The organism is Paramesorhizobium deserti, assembly GCF_001558695.1.
Taxonomy (GTDB): Bacteria; Pseudomonadota; Alphaproteobacteria; order Rhizobiales; family Rhizobiaceae; genus Paramesorhizobium; species Paramesorhizobium deserti.
In genome coordinates, this window is sequence record NZ_LNTU01000001.1 from 121,662 (window position 1) to 143,976 (window position 22,315).

The following is a 22,315-nucleotide window of genomic DNA, read 5'->3' on the forward strand; positions in this document are numbered from 1 at the left end:
GTTCCTGTTTTGACTGAACAGAAGGAACCGCTCTACCTATTTGTTCTAGCCGCATGATCTCATCCGAAAAGTCTACAACTTTTCGGGATCATGCTCTAAAGCGCGCCTCGCGCGCTCCAGTCCCCATGCCAGCAATTCGGCGGCGCGCTTCTTCGAGGCGGCCTCCGTATAGCAGCGCAATTCAGGCGCATTGCCCGATGCGCGATAATGCACAAGCTCGCCGCCCGACAAAACAACGCGTGTCCCATCGATACGATCGTCATCCTCTATCGAGCCGATATCGGCGAAGAAGCCTCGCAGGGCGTCGGCATTCTCGAGGCTTTTCAGGAAAGCGGCGCTCTTCTCGGCCGGCACGTGCTCCAGGCGACCGCTGGCGGTAAATCGCGCCGGCAGCCCTTCGACGAGCTTCGACAGTGACAGCCCCTCCCTCGCCGCCATTCCGAGAACGCTCAGGATCGGCAGCATGGCGTCGCGCGTCGGCAGCGCATCGAGCGGCCGCGCACCGGCTGCCGCGGAGGTGCCGAGCAGTACGCCGCCATTGGCCTCGAAGCCGACGATGCAGCGGCGGCCATCGCTGCCCGCCCTGTTCATGCCCTCGATAACATAGGGCGAGCCGACGCGGGTGCGGTAGACGTGATCGAAGAAGCCGCAATGCTCGATCGAGGTGTTGGAGGTAACCGGTGTCACCACAGCATCCGCATCGAGGAAGCGGGCGGTCAGAAGCCCGACCATATCGCCACGCAGGAAATTGCCGTTTTCATCGGCGATCAGGGGCCGGTCGGCATCGCCATCGGTCGAAACCAGCGCGTCCAGTCTCATCTCGCGGCAGGTCTTTTCGGCAAAGGCAATATCCTCGGGGCGAAGCGCTTCCGTATCGACGGGGACGAAGACATCGGAACGCCCGACGCCGATCGCCTCCGCGCCCGCTTCCTTCAGGATATCGACCATGATGTCGCGGGCGACGGAGCTGTGCTGATAAACACCGATCCTATTGCCGGCAAGCGTTCCCGGCGGCAGCAGGGAGGCGCAGCGCTCGATATAGCGGCTCAGGGCTTCTCCCGACAGCCCGGCTTCGCCACCTGCCAACGATGCAGGCTTTTCCAGATCGAGAAGCGAGAGGATTCCCGCCTCGTCCGCCTTGTCGATCTCGCCATCGGGACGATAGAATTTGAGGCCGTTTCGATCGGCGGGAATATGGCTGCCGGTCACCATGATCGCCGGAACCCGCAGGCTCAAAGCGCGCAACGCCAGGGCCGGCGTCGGCAGCGGCCCACAATTCTCCACCCGCATGCCAAAGGCCTTCGCCGCGCCGATGCAGGCGGCTGCGATGCGCGGGCTTGAGAAACGCAGATCATGGCCGACAAGCAGAAGGCCATCCGCCGGCACATCATGCCGGTTCCGCAGATGCTTCAGAAAGGCGAGCGTATAGGCCGCGCAAACGTTGTCGCCGAGTTCGGTGACAAGTCCGCGCAGGCCACTCGTTCCAAATTTCAAATCGCTCATGTTCCCAACAGATTGAATTGAAGAATTGATGGCTGGGGCGCCTGGATTCGAACCAGGGAATGACGGTACCAAAAACCGTTGCCTTACCGCTTGGCTACGCCCCATCGCTGTTACATGCATAAAAATAATAGCGGTGGGCGGCCTTATAACCGCTCGCGAAGGCTTGCGCAATGGAGGTCTTCGACAGTTCCGCGATCGCCGCAGCCGTTTCCCACAGGCTAGCGCGCGGCTGCGATCCTGATTCCGCAAACGGCGATAATTGCTTGTTTTTACAAAAGTCGTGAGGAAAAGGCCGCGCCGCATCCCTTGGAACAACGCTCCCTTCTGGACTTGTCCGTTTCATGCGGCCAATGCTAGGGCCAATCGACATTCCACAAGCTGCGAGAGCCTGAGCTCCGATGTCTTTCCTGATCATCTCGTTCCTGACAAGCGCCGCAGCGGCAGCCATGCTTCTGACGATTCTGGCGAGGGTTCTGCCATCGGGTTTTCTGGCGGCGGTGAAGAACGAGCGTTCCAACCATACGGTTTCGGCCCGGCAGATCGGCGGGCTCGCCGTCATTCCGGCGGCGCTTGCCGCGCTCCTGGTCTTCGGACCGGCGGCGGGGCTCGATATGCGCCTTCTTCTGTCATTGATGATCGCAGCGACGCTTCTCTGGCTGACGGGCTTTTTCGACGACCGACATTCGCTGCCGGTGGCCGTGAGGCTCTGCGCCCAGATCATCGCAGCCGGCCTTTGCGTCTACGGGCTGGGTCCGGATTTCCGGCTCCTGCCAAACCTTCTGCCGCAATGGCTGGAGGCGCTGCTGATGGTCTTTGCGCTTCTGTCGTTCATCAACATGACCAATTTCATGGACGGGCTCGATCTGATGACCGTCACGGGAATCGGCATTCCGCTCGTGGCGGCGGCGCTCTTCGCCCTTCTCGGCATGACCGCTCCGCAGAGCGGCTTGATCGCGGCGGCGACAGGCGGCGCCCTTCTCGGCTTCGCCTTCTTCAACACGCCGCCCGCCCGGATATTTCTCGGCGATTCCGGCAGCCTGCCGCTCGGCCTTCTCTCGGGCGTCGTGTTCCTGATGGTGGCGCGGGAGGCGGCGCTTCTCGCCGGTTTGCTCTTGCCGCTCTATTATCTATTGGAGACAGGCTCGACGCTGGTGATGCGGCTTCTTGCCGGCGAAAACGTTCTCGCCGCCCATTCGAAACACGGCTATCAGATCGCCAGACGGAGCGGCTGGCCGGTCCTCGGCATCATAGGCCGTGTTGCGGCGATCAACATCCTGCTGGCCATATGCGCGGCGAGCGTGGCGGGTATTGCCAGCCCGGCAGAGACGGCCGTCTTCACCGTCACGGGTTTCGCCGCGACGGTGGCGCTGCTCTTGCGCTTCCGCGGCATTCTGTAAAGCGGCTATCGGTTAGGCGGACAGTTTGCGCGGCTCGCTTGCCGCCTCGATCAGGCCGAAGAGAATGCGCCGCGTGCGCTCCTCGTCGCGCGCATTGACGGCGATGCGCAATCTTTCGAGCTCGGCCGGCAGGTCGGGGACGGTGAGGCCGCCATGGCGCGCCCGCATGATCTTGGGATGTTTCGTGACTTCCGCGCTCGAGGGATCGTAGAAGAGCTCCTCGTACAATTTTTCCCCGCCGCGAATGCCGACGATCTCGATCGCGATGTCGCCATCGGGGTTCTGCTCGTTGCGGACCGTCAGCCCGGCAAGCAGGATCATGTTTTCGGCAAGATCGCGGATCTTCACGGGCTCGCCCATTTCCAGAAGAACCGTATCGCCGCTCTCCGACACGGCGCCCGACTGGATGATCAGTTCGGATGCTTCCCGGATCGACATGAAATAGCGCGTCATGTCCGCATGGGTGAGCGTGACGGGACCGCCGCGGGCGATCTGCTCCTGAAAAAGCGGGACGACCGAGCCGTTCGAGCCCAGGACATTGCCGAAGCGCACCGAAGAAAAGGACTGGCTTTTGCCGCCCGCCCTAGCGATGCCGCTATAATATTGCAGGATGAACTCGGCCCAGCGCTTGGTGGCGCCCATGACATTGGTCGGCCGGACCGCCTTGTCGGACGAGATCAGCACCATGCGCTCGATCTGCGTCGCCAGGACGGCGGCGGCGACAGCCGCGGTGCCGAAGACATTGTTGCGGATACCTTCGAACGGGTTGGCCTCCACGAGGGGTACGTGCTTGTAGGCTGCGCAATGATAGACGGTATCGACGCCATATTTGCGGATGGTGCGCTCGACGAGTTCCTGGTCGAGGACGGATCCGAGGACCGGCACGATTTCGCAACCCGCCGCCTCGTCGCGAAGCTTGCGGTCGATCTGATAGAGCGCGAACTCGCTCATTTCAAAGAGAACGATGCGCGCAGGCGACCAGTGGGCAACCGTGCGGCAGAGCTGGCTGCCGATCGACCCTCCGGCGCCGGTCACCATGATGACCTTGCCCTCCACCATGCCGCGCAGGAGCGAGGCATCGGGCGGAACGGGCGACCGGCCGAGCAGGTCATCGATCTCGATATTGCGCAGGGCGCTCACCAGATATTTGCCGCGCGTCAGATCGGCGATCGGCGGCAGAATACGGGTATTGACCGGCAGCTTGCTGAGCTGCGCGATGAGCTGGCGGCGCTGCGCGCCGTCGAGCGTGGGATCGCAGACGACGACTTCGGTGATGCCATGGTTTTCGATCAGCCTCTGGATCTGCTCGGGCGGATAAACGCGCAAGCCCACAATATCCATGCCGTAGAGCGCCGGATCCTTGTCGACAAAACCGAGCACGAATGTATCGCTGTGGCTGCGCAGGGCCGTCGCCAGCTGCCGGCCGGCCTCGCCCGCCCCCACGATGAGGGCGGAATGGCTATAGGTCCTGCCGCTCTGGCCGAGCCTCAGCAGCCATTTCGCGCCGAAGCGGCTCGAGGCGATGAGGATCGTGCTTAACAGCCAATAGAGCGGCGGCACCGATCGGGGCACGCCCTCCCCGCCCGTCATCTCGGTGAGAAAGACGAGCATGACCCAGAACAGCGAGGCGATCGCCGTCGCCTGGAAAATCGGCCAGATGGCCCGCTCCGGCAGATAACGGATGATGGCCCGATAAAGTCCGAACCGCAGAAAAACCGGAATAGCGAGCACGGGGGCCGCCAGCATCAGAAGGCATTGCGCGCCGTTCGGCGTGAAAACGAAACCGAGCCGCAGGACATAAGCGAGATAGGCGCTCAGAAGCAGGATGACGAAATCGGCGGCAGCCAAAATCAGTTGCTTGGAAACCCGCGGAAGCAGCGAGAGTTTCCCACAGATACGATCGAATTTCATGCTCGCCGCAGGTTCCGTTTTTGGCACGCTTCACCATATTCCCGTAGTGGATCTCAATGAGCCGATACAAGCCCCGATTCGACCCGCTGGAATCGCTGCCACCAGCATGTCGTTATAATGGATAAAACGATCAAAGGTAACAATCTTCAGTTGAATCAATATCGTTCGCACGCATGAATCCCTCAAGAAGGATTTGCGGCTCAAATATGAATTGATGACGAAAACGGCATAAGCGGGGCGGTTGTCCCCGTGATCCACAGGGCAATGCCACGATTGAGAACCATGAAAAGCGAGCAGGGCTATCGCATTGCACGATTTGCCCCGCCCGTCCGGACCGGTCGTCCCTTGCCGCCGTTCCGGATGTCAGTCAGACATAGATGCCGACCAGGCGACACAGTCTCGTGGCGGCAAGCGCTGTCGCGGTTCCCGTGATACCCTCCGCGACAAAAAGCAGGTTGGAGTTCGAGATCGGCGATTTTTCAGTGGTGAAGACGCTCAACATTGCGGTCTGCAGGGATCCGTCGGTGTTGCTCGCGGAACCGAAGGCCGTTCCGGTTGCGCCGCTACCGGAATAGTTCATGCGGGCCGGGCCACCCACGCCCGTAACATTATTCGCGAAGAGCAGGCCGCGCTGGCGCCATACCTTGCCGTAATTGTTATACATATAATTGCTGATATCGAGGGCGATCAGTTGCAGAACATTGGTGCCGGTCGGGTTTGGATCGCCAAGCCGGATCGTCTCGCCCGCGCTCCAGCTTGCGATATCCGCCGCGTTCGCCACATTGATCTGGTTGGCCGCATTGTTCCAGTTGACCCAGGCCGACTGGGCCGGCGACTTGCTGATATTCCAGATGCGGACCATGCTCACATTGCGCATGTCGGCTGAGAATATCCCCTCGGCATGGTTACCCCTCAGGAAGATGACGGAACCATTTACCGTGGCAATGGTGTAGGTCCGTGGCGTGCCGGAAGGGGTATCCACATTGATACGCCAGATATCCTTGACCACGGCGGGGATCAGGGATGTCGTAAGCTGGCCGGAGTTGGGGTCACGAATACCGGAAGGAAATTTCGCCGTCCCGTCATCCTTGTCCACCGCGATGCCGTCGAAAAAGGTGGCGCCGTCCGGGCTCACCTTCACCTTCCAGTCGTCGTCGCCGAACAGCCCCGAGAGCGCGCGGGTCGACCAGCCGGTCTGAAAGACGAGACCGGCATCCCTTCCCGCGGCCGCCTTGTTGAGCGTGGCGTGTATATCACCGCTGCCCGGCGTCACGTCGTCATGGCTGAAGAGCACGGCATCCGATTTGACCGCCAGGCGGTTCTTCTCGTCGGCGGCGGTGTTGACGCCGATCTTGTCAGCCGCCCCGGCGGCACCGGTGGAAAGAGGAACCCACTCCATCCCGTCAAAAACCGCCAGAAAATTATCGGCAAGGATGAAGGCGACCCAGCCCGGCAAGGGCGTGTAAAAGGCCCAGCCGCCATCCCGGAAAACCGCGATCTCACGCGGATGGCCGCTCCAGGCCTCTTGCGGCTGACTTCCGACGATGTGGCGCTCGCCCTCCAGAGGATCATCAGGGGGCACCGTCGCATCGCGCCCGACGACGCTCAGCTGCACCAGCGCATCCAGCGCCCGCAGCGCCTCGTTATGGGTCACATGCTTCTGCGCCTGGCTGGGCAGGATATAGGGGAGTTTCAGATTGGCGGTGGTTTCCAAGGGGCGGATCCTTCTCGTTCGTTCCGCCCGGAATCTTAGGAGAAGACGCGAAGTGTGGGATAAGTGCGGACTACGTCAGCTCCCCCTGTAGGTCGAATAAGACCAGGCGCTGACCAGAAGCGGCACGTGGTAATTGCCGTCGGCGTCGGCGATGGCGAAGCGGATCGGGACGAGATCGAGAAATGGCGGATCGGAAAGCTCCGCCCCCTGGCCGGAGAAATATTCGGCGCAATGGAATTGCAACTCATATTGCCCGGCTTCCATTTCCCCATCGGCCAGCAGCGGCTCATCGGTGCGCCCGTCGAGATTGGTGACGGCGCGCTTGACGAGTTCCGTCTTGCCGCCACCGCGAACGCGGTAGAGCTCCAGCCGCATGGCCGCCGCCGGACGCCCATTGGCCGTATCGAGCACATGTGTGGAAAGCTTTCCCATTCCCTCTCCCCTCAAGAGATCAGATCGTCGAGGCGCAGGCGCGCTATCCGGGCAATCTGGCGCAATGCTTCGCCGATTTCGGCTTCTTCGGAGTTATCAAGCCGGGAGCGGAAAGATGCAAGGATGGAACGCGCATCGTGGGCGCGGCCATCGAAACCGCGAACGGCGAGAATGAAGGGAAAGCCGAAGCGCGCCTTATAGGCATCGTTCAGCTGGTGGAACGTCTCGAATTCGGCATCGGACCGGCGGTCAAGCCCCGCGCCTTTCTGCTCACGGGTCGATTCCGCGGTGAGCGCGCCCGCCCGCGCGGCCTTGCCCGCGAGATCGGGATGAGCGCGGATGAGGGCAAGCTGCTTCTCAAGGCCCGCCGCGCTGACCGCCTCCACCATCGCACCGTGCAGCACCTCGACGCCTGGAAAAGGGCGATTGCCGGCAACCGCCTCCGCAACCCAGGGGGAATGCTCGAAAATGCCGCCGAGTACCGCGACAAAGGTCTCGCGCGGGGCCTCGTTCAATTCATCAAGCGTCATGATCTGATATCTTCAGTTTGGTGATGGCGCGCAGCACATTCTCCGGCGTGGCCGGCGCATCGAGTTCCGGCGACACCCCCTTGCCGGCGATAGAGGCAATGGCGTCGCGGATCGCAAGCCATACCGAGACGCCCAGCATCAGCGGCGGCTCGCCGATCGCCTTGGAACGGAAGATCGTCTCCTCGCGGTTCGGCTGATCATCGAGAATGCGGACATTGAACTGCGGCGGCACATCGCGCGATCCGGGTATCTTGTAGGTCGACGGGCCGACCGTCCTGAGCCTGCCCTTTCCATCCCACCAGAGCTCCTCGCAGGTGAGCCAGCCCATGCCTTGCACGAAAGCGCCTTCGATCTGGCCGAGATCGATGGCCGGATTGAGCGGCGAGCCCACATCCTGCAATATATCGGCGCGCAGGCAGCGCGTCTCGCCGGTGAGCGTATCGACCGCGACCTCAGCCACCGCCGCGCCATAGGTGAAATAGAAGAAGGGCCGGCCCTTCATCGTCTTGCCGTCCCAATGGATCTTCGGCGTGGCGTAATGGGCGGCTTCGGAAAGCTGCACGCGCTTCGCCCAGGCCATCTTCGCCAGTTCGCCGAAGGAAATGGATTCATTGCCCGCATGGACGCGGCCCTCGCGGAAGACGATCTGCTCCTCCTCGACATCGAAATGCTCCGCGGCCACCTGCGCCATCCGCGCCTTGATGGCGCTTGCCGCCCTGAAGGCGGCCATGCCGTTGAGGTCCGATCCCGTCGAGGCGGCGGTGGCGCTGGTGTTCGGCACCTTGCCGGTGGCGGTCGAGGAGATCTTCACCATGTCGAGATCGACCTGGAAGACCTCGGCCACCACCTGCGCCACCTTGACGAAGAGGCCCTGCCCCATCTCGGTGCCGCCATGATTGAGGAAAATCGAGCCATCGAGATAGACATGGACCAGCGCGCCGGCCTGATTGAGCGAGGTGAGATTGAATGAAATGCCGAACTTGACCGGCATCATGGCCAGCCCGCGCCGGATGACCGGCGAAGCGGCATTATGCTCATCGATCTCCCGGCGGCGCTCCTGCCAGAAGGCGGAGGCGAGCACGGCGTCCGTCACCTCGATGAGCCGGTTATCCTCGACCTTCTGGCCATAGGGCGTCATGTCGCCGGTCTCATCGCCATAATAGTTGATGCGACGCACCTCGTTCGGATCGCGGCCGAGCTGGCACGCGATGGCATCGACAATCGCCTCGATGGTGAGGATGCCCTGCGGCCCGCCGAAGCCGCGGAAGGCGGTGTTGGAGACCGTATTGGTCTTGCAGGCATGGCCGACGAAACGGGCATTGGGGATGAAATAGGAATTGTCGGTGTGGGTGAGCGTGCGGGTGATGACCGCGCCCGTCAGATCCGGCAAATTTCCCGCCCGCGCCAGATATTCCACCTCGAGGCCGAGAATGCGGCCCTGATCATCCGTTCCCGCTTTCCACATGGCCACGTAATCGTGGCGCTTGCCGGTTCCGGCCATGTCGTCACGGCGCTTCAGCCGGAGCTTGCAGGGCCGGCCGGTCTTGGCGGCGACAAGTGCGGCAGCGCCGGCGATGATCGTCGCTTGGCTCTCCTTGCCGCCGAAGCCGCCGCCCATGCGCCGCACCTGGCATTCCACGGCATTGGCATGAAGCCCAAGGAGACGCGCCACATGGTGCTGCACCTCGGTCGGGTGCTGGGTTGAGGAATGAACCAGCATGTCGCCGCCCTCGCCCGGAATGGCGTAGGCGATATGGGTTTCGAGATAGAAATGATCCTGTCCGCCCATGCGAAGCTTGCCGGAGAAGACATGGCGAGCACCGGCAATCGCGCCCGCCGCATCGCCTTCGCTGACGGTCTGCGACGGCAGGACATAACTTTTCGCGCCGTGCGCCTCCTCGACATCGAGGACGGGCGGAAGCTCCTCTATGTCGAGCTTGACCAGCCGGGCCGCGCGGTAGGCGGTCTCGAAATCTTCAGCGGCGACGACGGCGATCACTCGTCCTTCATGATCGATGAGTTCCTCGGCAAAAAGCGGCTCGCCCGGAATGACCGGGCCGACGTCATTCACCCCCGGCACATCCCCGGCCGACCAGACGCCGGCGACGCTCGGTAGCGCCAGCGCGGCGCTCGCATCGATGCCCTTCAATCTGCCGTGAGCAACAGGCGACAGCACGAAGGCGGCATGCAGCGTGCCTGGCAGCTCCGGCATATCATCGATATAGACAGCCTCGCCCGCGACATGGCGCGCGGCGGAATCATGCGCGATGCCGTGCCCGACGATGCTGCGCTGGACGGTCTTGGCCTCAGGGGTTGGAACATCGATGTTCATAGCGCCATCACCTCCACCACCTCACCAGCCAGATCGCGGCGGAACCGCTCGGCGAGATTGGCCGCGACCTGGCTGCGATATTCCGCGCTGCCACGCCAGTCGCTCAGGGGCGAAAGGGCATCGCGGATGGCGGCGGCGGAGGCGCGCGTGGTTTCCTCATTGATTGGTCTGCCGACGAGCGCGGCCTCGGCCTCCCGCACCCGCTTCGGAATGGCGGCCATGCCGCCGAAGGCGATGCGGGCGGATCTAACGATGCCATCCTCGCGCACGACCGAGAATGCGCCGCAGACGGTCGAGATATCCTGGTCGTAGCGCTTGGAAATCTTGTAGACGCGGAAATCCTGCCCCGCGGCGGGCTTGGGGATGCGGAGCGACGCGATCACCTCGTCCGGTTTCAATTCGGTCTTGCGATAATCGAGGAAGAAATCCTCGAGCGGCATGGCCCGCGTGCCGTCCAGTGAAGCAAGCTCGATTTCCACGCCAAGGGCGATCAGCGCCGGCGGGCCATCGCCAATGGGGCTCGCCGTGCCGATATTGCCGCCGATCGTGCCCATGGAACGGATCTGCGTCGAGCCGAAACGGCGGATGAGGGTGGCGAAGGAGGGATAGAGCGGGGCGACATGCGCCAGCACCTCCTCCCACGTCACCGCTGCGCCGAAGCTCAAATGCGTCGGCGTCTCCCCGATATCGCGCAGTTCGCGGACATGGGCGGTGGAGATCACCTCGCCCCAATCGCCGTGGAAATCGGCAAGCGCCACGCCGAGATCGGTGCCGCCGGCGAGCAACACGGCGCGAGGTTTTTCATGGCGAAGCTGCAGGAGGTCATCCAGCGTCCGGGGCTGGTGGAACATCGCGCCCGAGGCCGCAATCTGCTGCGCCGGCTCCACCTCCGCGAAGGCCGCGACGGCGGGGCCCGGTATGGAAGCGCCGCCCTCGCCCATTACCTTGCGCGCCGCCTCGACAATCGGCCGATATCCCGTGCAGCGGCAGAGATTGCCGGCCAGCGCATCGTGGATGGCGTGATCGTCGGCTTGGCCACCACTTGCCGCCAATCCTGCAAGGGAAATCACGATGCCCGGCGTACAGAAGCCGCACTGCGAGGAGCCGTTCTCGGCCATCGCCGCCTGGATCGGGTGCAGCGTTTCGCCCTTCAACCCCTCGACCGTCACCAGCGCGCGGCCGTCGATCTGCCCCATGGTCATGATGCAGCTATTGGCGGCGTGATAGCGGATTTCGCCGTTCGAGACGTCACCCAGCAGCACCGAACAAGCGCCGCAGTCGCCCTCGGCGCAGCCTTCCTTGGTGCCGGTCAGCCGTGGCCCCAAGCGCAACCATTCGAGAACGGTGGTATCGGGGCGGACGGTGACATCCTGTTTTTGACCATTCAGAAAAAATCGGATCGAATTTGCCATGGAATTCAGCTTCCGACGGCGGGAGCGAGCCGTCAAGAGCGATGAGCGGAAAGACGGTATTTCGTCGGGTTCTCCGTCGTCCCGTCCACCCCCTATCTCGTCATCCCCGGGCTTGACCCGCGGCAACGTTCACGCACACTCGACCGCATCCAGCGAGGCATTACGTATCTGCCTTCTTGCCGTGGATCCTCGGGTCAAGCCCGAGGATGACGAGGGAAAGGCACGACGAGAAGGCGGTGGGTTGAAATTAACCCCAATGAGTCAATGATTTAGCGCCTCAATCCTGTAGACAACGCCCTCGAAGAAAAACTCTTCGAGATTGTTGCCCTCTCCCCCACGGTCGACCACCAGAAACTCGGAAGAGGCATGCAAGGCCAGCAGCGGGTGATGCCAGACGTTGCGGCGGTAGTTCACGCCCTGATGGCCCTGGGCGAGGAATGCCTGCGGCCAGCCGGGGCGCCCGCCCTCATCCTCCGCCACCACAACCAGAAAAGGCCGCCGCTCCAGCGGCATGAAGGCCTGGGAGCCGAGCGGATGGCGCTCCAGCATCGCGATATCGATCGGCGGCGCGAAGGCTTGTCCGCGGAAGATATTGACCAGCACGCGCGCGGCCCCGCCCGTCGCCTCGACATGGGCGAGATTGTGGAAACGCTCGGTGGTGCCGTTGTTGATGAGGCGCATTTCAGCGCCCTCGGTCTCGATCACCTCGCCGAAGGACGCGAAGGCTTCTTTGGTCAGCGGACGTACTTCAAGACTTTCCACCTTCACGACGTGGGCTCCGCCGGGGCATGGTTCTCGTGCCAGTGGCGGGCGATATCGACGCGCCTCGTCACCCAGACCTTGTCATGGTTCATCACGTAATCGAGAAAGCGTTCGAGCGCCGCCGCGCGGCCCGGCCGCCCGACCAACCGGCAATGCAGGCCAACCGACATCATCTTCGGCGCGCCTTCTCCCCCCTCGCGGTAGAGCACGTCAAAACTGTCCTTGAGATAGGCGAAGAACTGGTCGCCGGAATTGAAGCCCTGCGGCGTGGCGAAACGCATGTCGTTGGCGTCGAGCGTATAGGGAACGATCAGGTGCGGCCCCTTCGGCCCTTCCACCCAATAGGGCAGTTCATCCGCGTAGGAATCGGCGGAATAGAGGAAGCCGCCCTCCTCCATGACGAGCTTGAGCGTGTTGACCGAAGGCTTGCCCTGATAGATGCCGAGCGGGCGCGAGCCGGTGATCTCGGTGTGGAGCCGCACGGCTTCAAGGATATGCCGGCGCTCCTCCTCTTCCGGGAAATCCTTGTATTCAAGCCAGCGCAGGCCATGGCTGGCGATCTCCCAATCGGCCTCATTCATCGCCGCGACGGCCTCCGGATTGCGGGCCATGGCGAGCGTGACGCCATAAACCGTCACCGGCAGATTGCGCCGGGTGAAGATGCGCCAGAGCCGCCAGAAGCCGGCGCGCGCGCCATATTCGTAAAGCGATTCCATGTTGAGATTGCGTTGCCCCGGCCAGGGCTGCGCGCCGACGATTTCCGAAAGCAGGCTTTCGGACGCGGGATCGCCATCGAGAATGCAGCACTCGCCGCCCTCCTCGTAATTGACGACGAACTGCACGGCGATCCTGGCTCCATCAGGCCAGCGGGGATCGGGCGTGTGGCGGCCATAGCCGATAAGATCGCGGGGATAGGATGCCTGCATGAAGAAACCCTCTGGATTATTCTATCGCGAGGGAAGCGGGGCGGACGACTTCTTGTCAATAAAAAAGCCGGGCGCGAGGCCCGGCTTTTGTCTGTCTCTGACAGAATTCAGCGGCGCTTGAACAGCGAGCCAAGGGCCGGGATGAGGCAGGCGGCAAGCGCCAGCTTGACGAGATCGCCGATGATGAAGATGCCGAAGCCGAAGGCCAAGCCCTTTTCCAGGCCGAAGAGATAGGACATCCACAGGGCGCCCAAGACCAGGATGATCGCCTCGCCGACCAGCATGAAGCCGCCGAGGGCGAACGGGCTGCGGGCATAGCCCAGATCAGCGGCGCGGCCGACGACCCAGGCGGCGGCGAGATAGGCAAGGAGATAGCCGCCCGTCGGACCGACCATATAGGCAAGGCCGATGCCCTTCTCGGGCGTTCCGGTGAAGACCGGCAGGCCGAGCGCGCCTTCGAGGAGGTAGAGCGCCACAGTAGCGACGGCGAGACGCGAGCCATAGGCCGCGGCGATGGCAAAGAGGGCGAAGGTCTGCATCGTCACATTCACATAGACGAGATCGACCTTGATCTTGGCGGAGATGGTCAAGAGCGCGGTGCCGACCAGCGCCAGGGAGACCAGCCAGAAGGCGCGCGCGAGCTGCCCCTCGGGGAGAAAACGTTCGGCCAATGAGGCGTTTGCGGTGCGGGTTTGGGCAGGAATCATGGGCTCGTTCTCCAGAGCGCTGTTACCGTTGATCATTACCGTATATTAAGGAAACGCCCACCCGGCAATATGAACCCTGCCACAGAATGAAGAGTTCCCGGCCTAATGGCGCTCGTTTTCGACGATTCCTTCGCTCCCGATCATGGAAATGCAATCGATGTGGCGCCCGGCGTCCAGCGAATCACGGTCAATAATCCGGGTCCGTTCACCTTTCACGGCACCAATTCCTATCTCGTCGGCCGCGACACGCTGGCGATCATCGATCCGGGGCCGGAGGACGAGGCGCATTACGAAGCCCTGCTGCGCGCCATTGCGGGACGCCCGGTCAGCCATATCTTGGTCAGCCATACGCATCGCGACCATTCGCCCCTCGCCGCCAGGCTGAAGGAGACGCTCGGCGCTGTCGTGGTGGCCGAAGGCGCACATCGCTCGGCCCGCCCGCTGCACTTAGGCGAGATCAACGCGCTCGATGCCAGCGCCGACACGGATTTTTCGCCTGATATCGCCATTACCGACGGCGCGGTGATCGAGGGCGACGGCTGGGCGCTGCGGGCCGTCCACACGCCGGGCCACACCGCCAATCACTCGGGCTTCGCACTGGAGGGAACCGGCGTGCTCTTTTCCGCCGATCACGTGATGGCCTGGGCAACGACGATCGTCGCGCCGCCCGATGGTGCGATGGCGGACTACATGGCTTCGCTGGAAAAGCTCCTCGAACGCGACGATCGCATCTATCTTCCCGGCCATGGCGGGCCGGTGAAGAATCCCAAGACCTTCATACGGGGCTTGCGCACGCATCGCCGGATGCGCGAACGCGCCGTTCTGGAACGTATCCGCAAGGGCGACCGCACCATCCCCGATATGGTGAAGGCGATCTATCGCGATACCGACCCGCGGCTCCACGGCGCGGCCGGCCTCTCGGTGCTCGCCCATCTCGAAGATCTTGTCGCGCGCGGGCTGGTGGTGACGGACGGCAATCCAGCGCTGAATGGCGTGTTTTTGCCGGGGTGAGCGGCCTCACCCCTCCGGCGGGGCGCCATTGACCTGCTGGTCGAGCGCATTCATGAAATCGGTGATGAAGCGGGCGTTGAGGCCGAGGTCTCGCGGGCCGTAGCGCGAGACGGAGCGCATATCGACATAGGTCGTCTCGCCCTCATCGGTAAGGCGGATGGCGATATCGCTGGCAAAGCCGAGCAGGAAGCTGTGGGCGACCGCCTCAACGACGGTTTCGACCTGCTCGCCCGGCATGCCGAAGCGGCCGGTCGGGGTCCAGCCTTGCGCCTCGATGACGGCCATAACCGCCTCGAGGATGCGATCGGGCGATCCCTCATAGCGCCGCCCCGTCACCTGCGGATAAGCGACCATCTGCATGGCGGCACGCTGGGAGGCGTCGTCGTTTATCCGGTTCATCCCGACCTTGCGCTGGTGAATGGCGCGAAAGAACTGCGGTGGCATCGTGAGATCGGTGGAAATATCGTAAAGAGGCGGCGTGACGTAGGCGAGATATCCCGCCAAGGCAAAAGGCGCGAGCACTGCGAGCGCGAGCACCGATCCCCAGAGCGAGCGAGCGCCGCCCTTGTCGCCATTGCGCCAGAGATCAGCGAAGCCCTTGGCGGCAAGCATCAGCGCAAGAAGCGCCAGAACCGCGACCAGGGTGGCGAGAATCAGGAAATCCGGTGTCTCGATGGCCTGGAAACGATGACCCAGGGCGGAGAACAGCAAGAGGATGACGGAGAAGACCGCCAGCCGGAACGACCAGATGGCGGAACGCGATTTGCGCCTTTCATAACGCAGTTTCCTCACCGCTTCGTCACCCCCGGGGCCGCCCCTCTTCTGGCAATCATTGCACTGCTTTTATCCATCCGCGCTTTTCCGGTCAAAGCGGCCAGGCTTGGCCATCGCAAAAACGCTTTGTTTCCTACGTGAGTCAAATGTCATGGTTCATCCAAAAAGCGTCATTGCGACAATGCATTGCAAGAGGCATGATGTATATGGGGGCACCATGGATTCGGTCAGGAGTATGTGACATGAATCGAGCCCCAGTATCCGGCCTTGCGCCGGAAAAGCCACCGATTGAAAATACGGCCACGCTCGAGGCCGTCGAAGTTGAATTCGCGCTCGGTGCCCAGGATGTATTGACCGATGGTTTCGAGGGCGCGCTCGCCAAGGCGGCTAAGCTCGTCGGCGGCGAAGTTCTGTTCAACATGCCGGCGCTCGACACGAGCCGGGCGCAGCGGGTCGGCGCGATCGCCATTGCAGGCAACCCTTACGATCAGATCATCTTCGTGACGCTGCTCAATGACGGCATCACCCTGTCGCTCGCGCCGCTCGAAGGCGAGAATGCACTGTTCGAAAGCCTGGGACGCAATTACGCCGCCGTGATGCGCAAGCTCGGCAACGATCCGATTTGAGATGCTTTAATGCGTTTCCTGTTTTGATGGAAACGCTCGACCTTCAGGCCGTTCCGCACAGCCGACGCGGTGGGGAGGCGGGCACGCCCCACTGACGTCGTCATCGGACTTGATCCGATAATTCATTCCGGAACGGCCATGCAGCGCCCGCATATCAGACGATGGATTTGATTTCGACGGTCCGGTATGGATACTCGGGTCGGGGCCCGAGTATGACGCAATTTGGATGTTTTGCCCTCATCGCCCAAGGTCGCATCACCTCGATGCCTGTCGCCGGAGCATAGAAGCGGTGCTTCTGTTAAACGCTGAAATGCTCAGTAGCGGGTTCGCGGCTTGGGCTGGGCGGCTGTGGCGACATGGCGCGGTTTGGCCGGCTTTGCCATCTGAACCGGATCGAGCGTCTGTGAGGACTGGACGTCGTTCAGGCGGACAAAGCGCATGCCTTTCGCTTTCAGCGCCAGAATGCCCTTGACCACGCCCTCGCCCGCCGAGCGGGTGGGCTGGTTGATATGGGCGATGATGACGTCGCCGTCCCGGGCGGCGGCGATGCGCTTTTCCACCATCGGCGCCAGAAGCGTGGCGCCCTGATCGGCATTCAGCGAATAGCCGGCGATCTTGTAGCCCATTTTCTCGATCTGGCCGACCGCATCGAGCGAATAGCGCGCGGTCGCGTCACGATACCAGTGCGGCGTGACGCCGGCCGCCACGCGCAGGGAATCGACCCCGCCCTCCACTTCCGCCCGGATCGCCTGCGGGCTGCCCGCCGTCCTGATGCCGTACATGGTAGGCAGGCTGTCGATCGCCGGCACATGGTTCAGCCCGTGATTTTCGAGCTCGAACAGGTCTGGATGCGCCTTCATGACGCTAAGGGCCTCGGCATTGTGCTTCGTCCACCGGCCGGTGATGAAAATGGTCGCGGGTATCCTGTTCTCAATGAGCACATCGAGGATGCGCCTGTCGGTCTGCCCCATGCAGGCATCGAGCGTCAGCGCCACCTGCGGTCCCGCCGCACCGCCATCGGCAATGCGCAGCCCCGGCTCGACGATATTGCCCGCATGGGCGACGGCACTGCCCGCGAGGAGAAGCGCAAGTGCATGAGCAGAAAGGGAAAAACGCACGGATACGGCTTTCAGGAATGGTTTCGACGCCGGAAGATAGATCGAGCATCAAAGCCGAATTATGGCGGCGGTTGAAAATCGGCCGGGCTCTGCAACCTTCTTTACTTTCTTGGAAAACAAAGCGTTATAAATTGCTGAAAGTGTGGGGTATTTTTGAAATATCCCCTTTTCCTACAAGGGAAGGCGGTGCTGCGATGACCTTAATGTCCGACCGCTGGTGAGTGGCGATGTTCAGGCATGGATCCTCGGGTCAAGCCCGAGGATGACGATTGCAGGGAGGTTTTCCGCCAATCGTCAACGTTGGATCAGGCGCAAGCCTCTCAGTCCGTCATCCTCGGGCTTGACCCGAGGATCCATTCCGGAACGGTCCAAATGGGAAACCGCCTGACAGCTTTCGGCATCATGCCCAAAAACACTTCAACAAATAGAAGCGCCAACGGACCCGTTTAAAACGCGCCCCTCTATGCCACGCCAGCCGCAACGGCTTTTGCCGCTTTTGCCGGATTGGCGCGCGCCTTGCGGATCGCGGCCTGGGCTGCCGCCAGCCGGGCGATCGGCACGCGGAAAGGCGAGCAGGAGACATAATCGAGACCCGTCTCCTCGCAGAAGCCGATGGACGTTGGATCACCGCCATGCTCGCCGCAAATGCCGAGCTTGATGCCAGGGCGCGCGCTGCGGCCCCGCTCGGTGGCGAGCTTCACCAGTTCGCCGACGCCATCGAGATCGAGCGAGACGAAGGGGTCGCGCTCGATGATGCCCTTGCGCTGATAGACCGCGAGGAAGGATGCGGCATCATCCCGCGAGATGCCGAAGGTGGTCTGTGTCAGATCGTTGGTGCCGAAGGAGAAGAACTCCGCCGTTTCCGCGATCTCATGGGCGCGGATGGCGGCGCGCGGCAGCTCGATCATCGTGCCGACGAGATAATCGATTTCGACGCCGGATTCCCTGATGATCTCGGCGGCTACCGCATCGATGCGCGCCTTGACGAAATCGAGCTCCTCCTTGAGGCCGACGAGCGGCACCATGACCTCCGGCACCACCGGCGCACCGGTGTTACGGCCCGCCTCCACCGCCGCCTCGAAGATGGCGCGCGCCTGCATCTCGGCGATCTCGGGATAGGAGACCGCCAGCCGGCAGCCGCGATGGCCCAGCATCGGGTTGAACTCGTGCAGGGCCTCGGTCCGCTCACGCAGCCTGTCGGCTTCGACGCCCATGGCGCTTGCCACTTCCGCGATTTCCTCTTCCGTCTTGGGCAGGAATTCGTGCAGCGGCGGATCGAGAAGACGGATGGTGACCGGAAGCCCCTTCATGATCTCGAAGAGCTCGATGAAATCGGAGCGCTGCATCGGGAGCAGCTTGGCGAGCGCCGTCTTCCTGCCCTCCTCGGTATCGGCGAGGATCATCTCGCGCATGGCGACGATGCGCTCGCCCTCGAAGAACATATGCTCGGTACGGCAAAGGCCGATGCCCTCGGCGCCGAAGGAATGCGCCATGCGGGCATCCGCCAGGGTTTCGGCGTTGGTGCGCACCTTCATGCGCCGCGTCTTGTCGGCCCATTCCATGATGCGGCCGAAATCGCCGGAAAGCTCGGGCTGGAGCATCGGCACCTTGCCCTTGAGCACCTGGCCTGTACCGCCGTCGACGGTGACGACATCGCCCTTTTTCAGTGTGAGGCCCGCCGCCAGCATGGTTTCGTTGCGATAATCGACGCGCAGGCCGCCTGCGCCCGAAACGCAGGGCTTGCCCATGCCGCGGGCGACGACCGCCGCGTGGCTGGTCATGCCGCCACGGGTGGTGAGAATGCCTTCGGCGGCGTGCATGCCGTGGATATCCTCCGGGCTCGTCTCTACGCGCACCAGGATAACCTTGCGGCCTTCGGCTCTCGCCGTTTCGGCCTCCTCCGATGAAAACACGATCTCGCCCGTGGCCGCGCCCGGAGAGGCGGGAAGGCCGCTACCGATGATATTGCGCTCGGCCTTCGGGTCGATGGTGGGATGCAGAAGCTGATCGAGCGAAGCCGGGTCGATGCGCAGCACCGCCTCCTCCTGACTGATCAACCCTTCCTCGGCCATTTCCACCGCGATCTTCAGTGCGGCCTTGGCAGTCCGCTTGCCCGAACGGGTCTGCAGCATCCACAATTTGCCACGCTCGATGGTGAATTCGAGGTCCTGCATGTCGCAGTAGTGCTTTTCGAGCGTATCGGCGATCTTCAGGAACTCTGCGAAAGCATCTGGCATGACCTTTTCAAGCGAAGGCTTGTCGGAACCAGCGGCGATGCGCGCTTCCTCGGTGATGTTCTGCGGTGTGCGGATGCCGGCAACCACGTCCTCGCCCTGCGCATTGACGAGGAATTCGCCATAAAGCTTCTTTTCGCCCGTGGAGGGATTGCGGGTGAAGGCGACGCCTGTCGCCGAAGTCTCGCCCATATTGCCGAAGACCATGGCTTGGACGCTGACCGCCGTGCCCCAGCCGGCTGGAATGTTGTGCAGACGCCGATAGGTGATGGCGCGGGCGTTCATCCAGCTGGAAAAGACGGCGCCAATGGCGCCCCATAGCTGCTTTTCGGGCGCTTGCGGAAACGGCTCGCCAAGCTCTTCCTCGACCTTGGCCTTATAGAGCGCGATGACGCTCTTCCAGTCGTCGGCGGTCAAGGCCGTGTCGACCTCATGGCCGAGATTGGCCTTGGTATCCTCCAATATTTCCTCGAAAAAGGCGTGGTCGACGCCAAGCACGACATCGGAATACATCTGGATGAAGCGGCGATAGCTGTCATAGGCAAAGCGCTCGTCGCCCGATTCCCGCGCGATTGCCTGCACCGTCTCGTCATTGAGGCCCAAATTGAGCACGGTGTCCATCATGCCGGGCATGGAGGCGCGCGCGCCGGAGCGCACGGAGACGAGAAGCGGCTTGGCCGGATCGCCAAAGGTGCGGCCAGTCAGCGCCGCGATGTGGGCGAGCGCCTTTTTGACCTCCGCCTCCAGCTCGGCCGGATAGGTTCGGTCATGGTCGTAATAGTAGCTGCAGACCTCGGTGGTAATGGTAAAACCGGGCGGGACCGGCAGGCCAAGGCTCGCCATCTCTGCGAGATTGGCGCCTTTGCCACCGAGCAGATTGCGGTCGCCGGCGGAACCTTCCGCCTTGCCGTCGCCGAAAGTATAGACCCATTTCACCATCGAGACCTCCCTCAGCACGCCTGTCTGAATTGATGCTTAAGCGATGGAAGTCGCCTGTGCCATCACAAAATGCTGCGCTGCATAATCAAATCGATTAGAGCCAAAAACACCTCGCATCGGGGTGTAATCAAACTTTATCACCTTGAATTCCGGCCTATTTGGGAGAAGGCAGCGGCAATGCCACTTTACTGCCTCTTGCAAATTTTTCGCTACGGAAATAGAACGTAACAGGAACAAATTGGAGTGAATGTCATGCGTGTAACGGGCAAGCTGGATTATCTCGAATTGCCGGCCGGCGGCGGAACGCTGGACAAGGTCAAGAATTTCTACAGCGCGGCGTTTTCCTGGTCTTTCACCGATTACGGCCCGACCTATTCCGCTTTCGATGAGGGGCTGGATGGCGGTTTTCAGGCCGATGCGGCGGAGAAGGCGGCAAAGCCGCTGCCGGTCCTCTATTCCGAAAATCTGGAGGAAACGCTCGACGCGGTGGAAAAGGCCGGCGGCACGATCGTCAAGCCGATCTTCTCCTTCCCCGGCGGCCGCCGCTTCCATTTCACCGACCCCGCAGGCAACGAACTTGCAGTGTGGAGCGACAGGTAACGCGCGAAGCGCGTTTCGGTCGAAATAATGGTTGTGGGCGCTCGCAGTGAATGGCTTCGGCCTGCTCAGGCGAAACCGGCATAAATGTCGCTGCGCGTCTGCGGCACGGCTGAAATACCGCGCCGGCGCTTGGAGGCCAGCGTCTGGTTGATCTGGACGGTTCCCCGCTCGAACGCCAGCGCGCAACCTGCCAGATAGAGCAGCCAGAGGCGCGCCTTCGCATAGCCGATTTCCGCAACCGCCGCGTCAAAACCGGCATGAAGCCGCTCGCACCACAGACGGCATGTCCGCCCGTAATGCTCGCGCAGGTTCTCCACATCGTGAACCTCGAAACCATGGCCTTCGAGATTCTCCACCGTCATGCCGAGATGATCGAGTTCGCCGCCGGGGAAAATATATTTCACCAGTGCAAGATGCTCGGCGCTCTTGCGGCGAAAAGCCTTCTTGCTGCGCTTCATCCGGCGGGTGATCGCGTGGTGCATGTACAGCCCGCCGGGGCGCAGAAGGCGGTTTACCGCGCTGAAATATTCGTCGTAATGGGCAATGCCGACATGTTCGAACATGCCGATCGACGATATCTTGTCGAATTCGCCGTCAAGATCGGCATAGGATTTGACATGGATGGTGATCCGGTCTTCCAGACCGGCCGCCTTTATCCTTTCGCGCGCGAGCGCAGTCTGTGCTTCCGACAGGGAAACGCCGGTTCCGATGACGCCATATTTCTGCGTCGCATAGATGAGCATCGCGCCCCAGCCGCAACCGATATCCAGAAGCCGGTCGCCGGGCTTGAGGCGCAGCTTGCGGCAGATCAGTTCCAGCTTGTCCTCCTGCGCCCGGTCGATATCGTTGGCCCAGTCGGTGAAGTAGCCACAGGTGTAAACCATGCGCCTGTCGAGAAAGAGCTGATAGAATTCATTGGACACATCGTAGTGATGCGTGATCGCTTCCTTGCTCGATCCGCTGACAAACGGGGTTTTTCCCTCCATGACAGCGCCATCGGCAGGCTTTCCGGCGAATAACAGGGCCGGAAGGTCTTTCAACAGCCTCCATTTCGGCAGTTCCTTCAGCCTCTCCTTCAGGCTCCCGTCGATCTTCGCCCCGGCGAGGTCGAGGATCGTGCCGTTTTCGATGTCGATGCGGCCTGACGTCCATATATCGATCAGCGAGTCGTAATTCGGCCTGAGCATAAGCTGCCGGACGATGGTCGGGTCCTTGATCACGAGACATGGGCCGCCGAATGTCCCGATGCGGGTGCCATCCCACAATGCGATGTCAAACTGCGGACGCAGGGTTTCGACGACCGTTCTTATGACACTGACCGATCTGGATTGAGCAGCCATTCCGCGTCTCCCGTTAAGTTCATGAAGGGCGCATGCCCAGTCCGATC

19 protein-coding genes and 1 tRNA gene are annotated in these 22,315 nt (G+C 62.2%); 5 read left to right on the plus strand and 15 right to left on the minus strand.

What is annotated here, in order from left to right:
• Window positions 1–72 precede the first annotated feature (72 nt).
• Together ATN84_RS00545 and ATN84_RS00550 are read right to left on the minus strand one after the other, a co-directional pair.
• Window positions 73–1,503 carry a phosphomannomutase gene (locus ATN84_RS00545; RefSeq protein ID WP_068879598.1) on the minus strand — a complete coding sequence of 477 codons (1,431 nt, stop codon included), beginning with the start codon at window positions 1,501–1,503 and terminating at the stop codon, window positions 73–75.
• A 29-nt stretch (window positions 1,504–1,532) separates the two neighbouring features.
• Window positions 1,533–1,607, minus strand: a tRNA-Gln gene (locus ATN84_RS00550).
• A 294-nt stretch (window positions 1,608–1,901) separates the two neighbouring features.
• Here ATN84_RS00550 and ATN84_RS00555 point away from each other — a divergent pair.
• The gene (locus ATN84_RS00555) at window positions 1,902–2,900 is read left to right on the plus strand and encodes an MraY family glycosyltransferase (protein ID WP_068879599.1); all 999 of its coding nucleotides are present in this window, start codon (window positions 1,902–1,904) and stop codon (window positions 2,898–2,900) included.
• Between the two features lie 12 nt (window positions 2,901–2,912).
• On the opposite strand, the gene ATN84_RS00560 is transcribed toward ATN84_RS00555, so the two are convergent.
• The 9 genes from ATN84_RS00560 to ATN84_RS00600 all read right to left on the minus strand — a co-directional run bounded on the left by ATN84_RS00560 (window position 2,913) and on the right by ATN84_RS00600 (window position 13,626).
• Window positions 2,913–4,811, minus strand: coding sequence for a polysaccharide biosynthesis protein (locus ATN84_RS00560; RefSeq protein ID WP_068879600.1), 1,899 nt, complete (start codon window positions 4,809–4,811; stop codon window positions 2,913–2,915).
• Between the two features lie 367 nt (window positions 4,812–5,178).
• Window positions 5,179–6,525, minus strand: coding sequence for a DUF2793 domain-containing protein (locus tag ATN84_RS00565; protein WP_068879601.1), 1,347 nt, complete (start codon window positions 6,523–6,525; stop codon window positions 5,179–5,181).
• Between the two features lie 75 nt (window positions 6,526–6,600).
• Complete coding sequence (gene uraH / locus ATN84_RS00570) at window positions 6,601–6,957, minus strand: hydroxyisourate hydrolase (RefSeq protein WP_068879602.1); 357 nt, start codon at window positions 6,955–6,957, stop codon at window positions 6,601–6,603.
• An 11-nt stretch (window positions 6,958–6,968) separates the two neighbouring features.
• Window positions 6,969–7,487: a 2-oxo-4-hydroxy-4-carboxy-5-ureidoimidazoline decarboxylase gene (uraD, locus tag ATN84_RS00575; RefSeq protein ID WP_068879603.1), complete on the minus strand. Its 519-nt coding sequence runs from the start codon at window positions 7,485–7,487 to the stop codon at window positions 6,969–6,971.
• Window positions 7,477–9,819, minus strand: coding sequence for a xanthine dehydrogenase molybdopterin binding subunit (gene xdhB, locus ATN84_RS00580; RefSeq protein WP_068879604.1), 2,343 nt, complete (start codon window positions 9,817–9,819; stop codon window positions 7,477–7,479). Before xdhB ends, uraD begins: the two co-directional genes overlap by 11 nt.
• Window positions 9,816–11,231 (minus strand): xanthine dehydrogenase small subunit, encoded by a 1,416-nt coding sequence (gene xdhA, locus ATN84_RS00585; RefSeq protein WP_068879605.1) that lies wholly within the window; start codon window positions 11,229–11,231, stop codon window positions 9,816–9,818. Before xdhA ends, xdhB begins: the two co-directional genes overlap by 4 nt.
• Window positions 11,232–11,492: 261 nt before the next feature.
• Complete coding sequence (locus ATN84_RS00590) at window positions 11,493–11,999, minus strand: ureidoglycolate lyase (RefSeq protein WP_068879606.1); 507 nt, start codon at window positions 11,997–11,999, stop codon at window positions 11,493–11,495.
• Window positions 11,996–12,919: an allantoinase PuuE gene (puuE, locus tag ATN84_RS00595; RefSeq protein WP_068879607.1), complete on the minus strand. Its 924-nt coding sequence runs from the start codon at window positions 12,917–12,919 to the stop codon at window positions 11,996–11,998. Before puuE ends, ATN84_RS00590 begins: the two co-directional genes overlap by 4 nt.
• A 107-nt stretch (window positions 12,920–13,026) precedes the next feature.
• Complete coding sequence (locus ATN84_RS00600; RefSeq protein WP_153020054.1) at window positions 13,027–13,626, minus strand: biotin transporter BioY; 600 nt, start codon at window positions 13,624–13,626, stop codon at window positions 13,027–13,029.
• A 105-nt stretch (window positions 13,627–13,731) separates the two neighbouring features.
• Between ATN84_RS00600 and ATN84_RS00605 the strand changes: the two genes are divergently transcribed.
• Window positions 13,732–14,637, plus strand: coding sequence for an MBL fold metallo-hydrolase (locus ATN84_RS00605; RefSeq protein ID WP_068879608.1), 906 nt, complete (start codon window positions 13,732–13,734; stop codon window positions 14,635–14,637).
• A gap of 6 nt (window positions 14,638–14,643) precedes the next feature.
• Here ATN84_RS00605 and ATN84_RS00610 read toward each other — a convergent pair whose 3' ends face one another.
• Window positions 14,644–15,429 carry a DUF1499 domain-containing protein gene (locus tag ATN84_RS00610; protein ID WP_068879609.1) on the minus strand — a complete coding sequence of 262 codons (786 nt, stop codon included), beginning with the start codon at window positions 15,427–15,429 and terminating at the stop codon, window positions 14,644–14,646.
• Window positions 15,430–15,653: 224 nt separating this feature from the next.
• Between ATN84_RS00610 and ATN84_RS27390 the strand changes: the two genes are divergently transcribed.
• Window positions 15,654–16,037: a hypothetical protein gene (locus ATN84_RS27390; RefSeq protein ID WP_068879610.1), complete on the plus strand. Its 384-nt coding sequence runs from the start codon at window positions 15,654–15,656 to the stop codon at window positions 16,035–16,037.
• A 314-nt stretch (window positions 16,038–16,351) separates the two neighbouring features.
• Here the strand turns inward: ATN84_RS27390 and ATN84_RS00620 are convergent, their stop codons facing one another.
• Entirely contained in the window at window positions 16,352–17,083 is a 732-nt protein-coding gene (locus ATN84_RS00620; protein WP_244490992.1) for a polysaccharide deacetylase family protein, read from the minus strand.
• A 44-nt stretch (window positions 17,084–17,127) separates the two neighbouring features.
• Here ATN84_RS00620 and ATN84_RS26565 point away from each other — a divergent pair, with 44 nt between their 5' ends.
• Entirely contained in the window at window positions 17,128–17,376 is a 249-nt protein-coding gene (locus tag ATN84_RS26565) for a hypothetical protein (protein ID WP_153020055.1), read from the plus strand.
• 240 nt (window positions 17,377–17,616) lie between these two features.
• Here the strand turns inward: ATN84_RS26565 and ppdK are convergent, their stop codons facing one another.
• On the minus strand, window positions 17,617–20,328 hold the full coding sequence (gene ppdK, locus ATN84_RS00625) for a pyruvate, phosphate dikinase (RefSeq protein WP_068879612.1): 2,712 nt from the start codon (window positions 20,326–20,328) through the stop codon (window positions 17,617–17,619).
• 252 nt (window positions 20,329–20,580) lie between these two features.
• Here ppdK and ATN84_RS00630 point away from each other — a divergent pair, with 252 nt between their 5' ends.
• A complete protein-coding gene (locus tag ATN84_RS00630) occupies window positions 20,581–20,928 on the plus strand; it encodes a VOC family protein (RefSeq protein WP_068879613.1) in 348 nt (115 codons plus the stop codon).
• A gap of 65 nt (window positions 20,929–20,993) precedes the next feature.
• Here ATN84_RS00630 and ATN84_RS00635 read toward each other — a convergent pair whose 3' ends face one another.
• Complete coding sequence (locus tag ATN84_RS00635; RefSeq protein WP_068879614.1) at window positions 20,994–22,268, minus strand: SAM-dependent methyltransferase; 1,275 nt, start codon at window positions 22,266–22,268, stop codon at window positions 20,994–20,996.
• Between the last annotated feature and the right edge of the window lie 47 nt (window positions 22,269–22,315).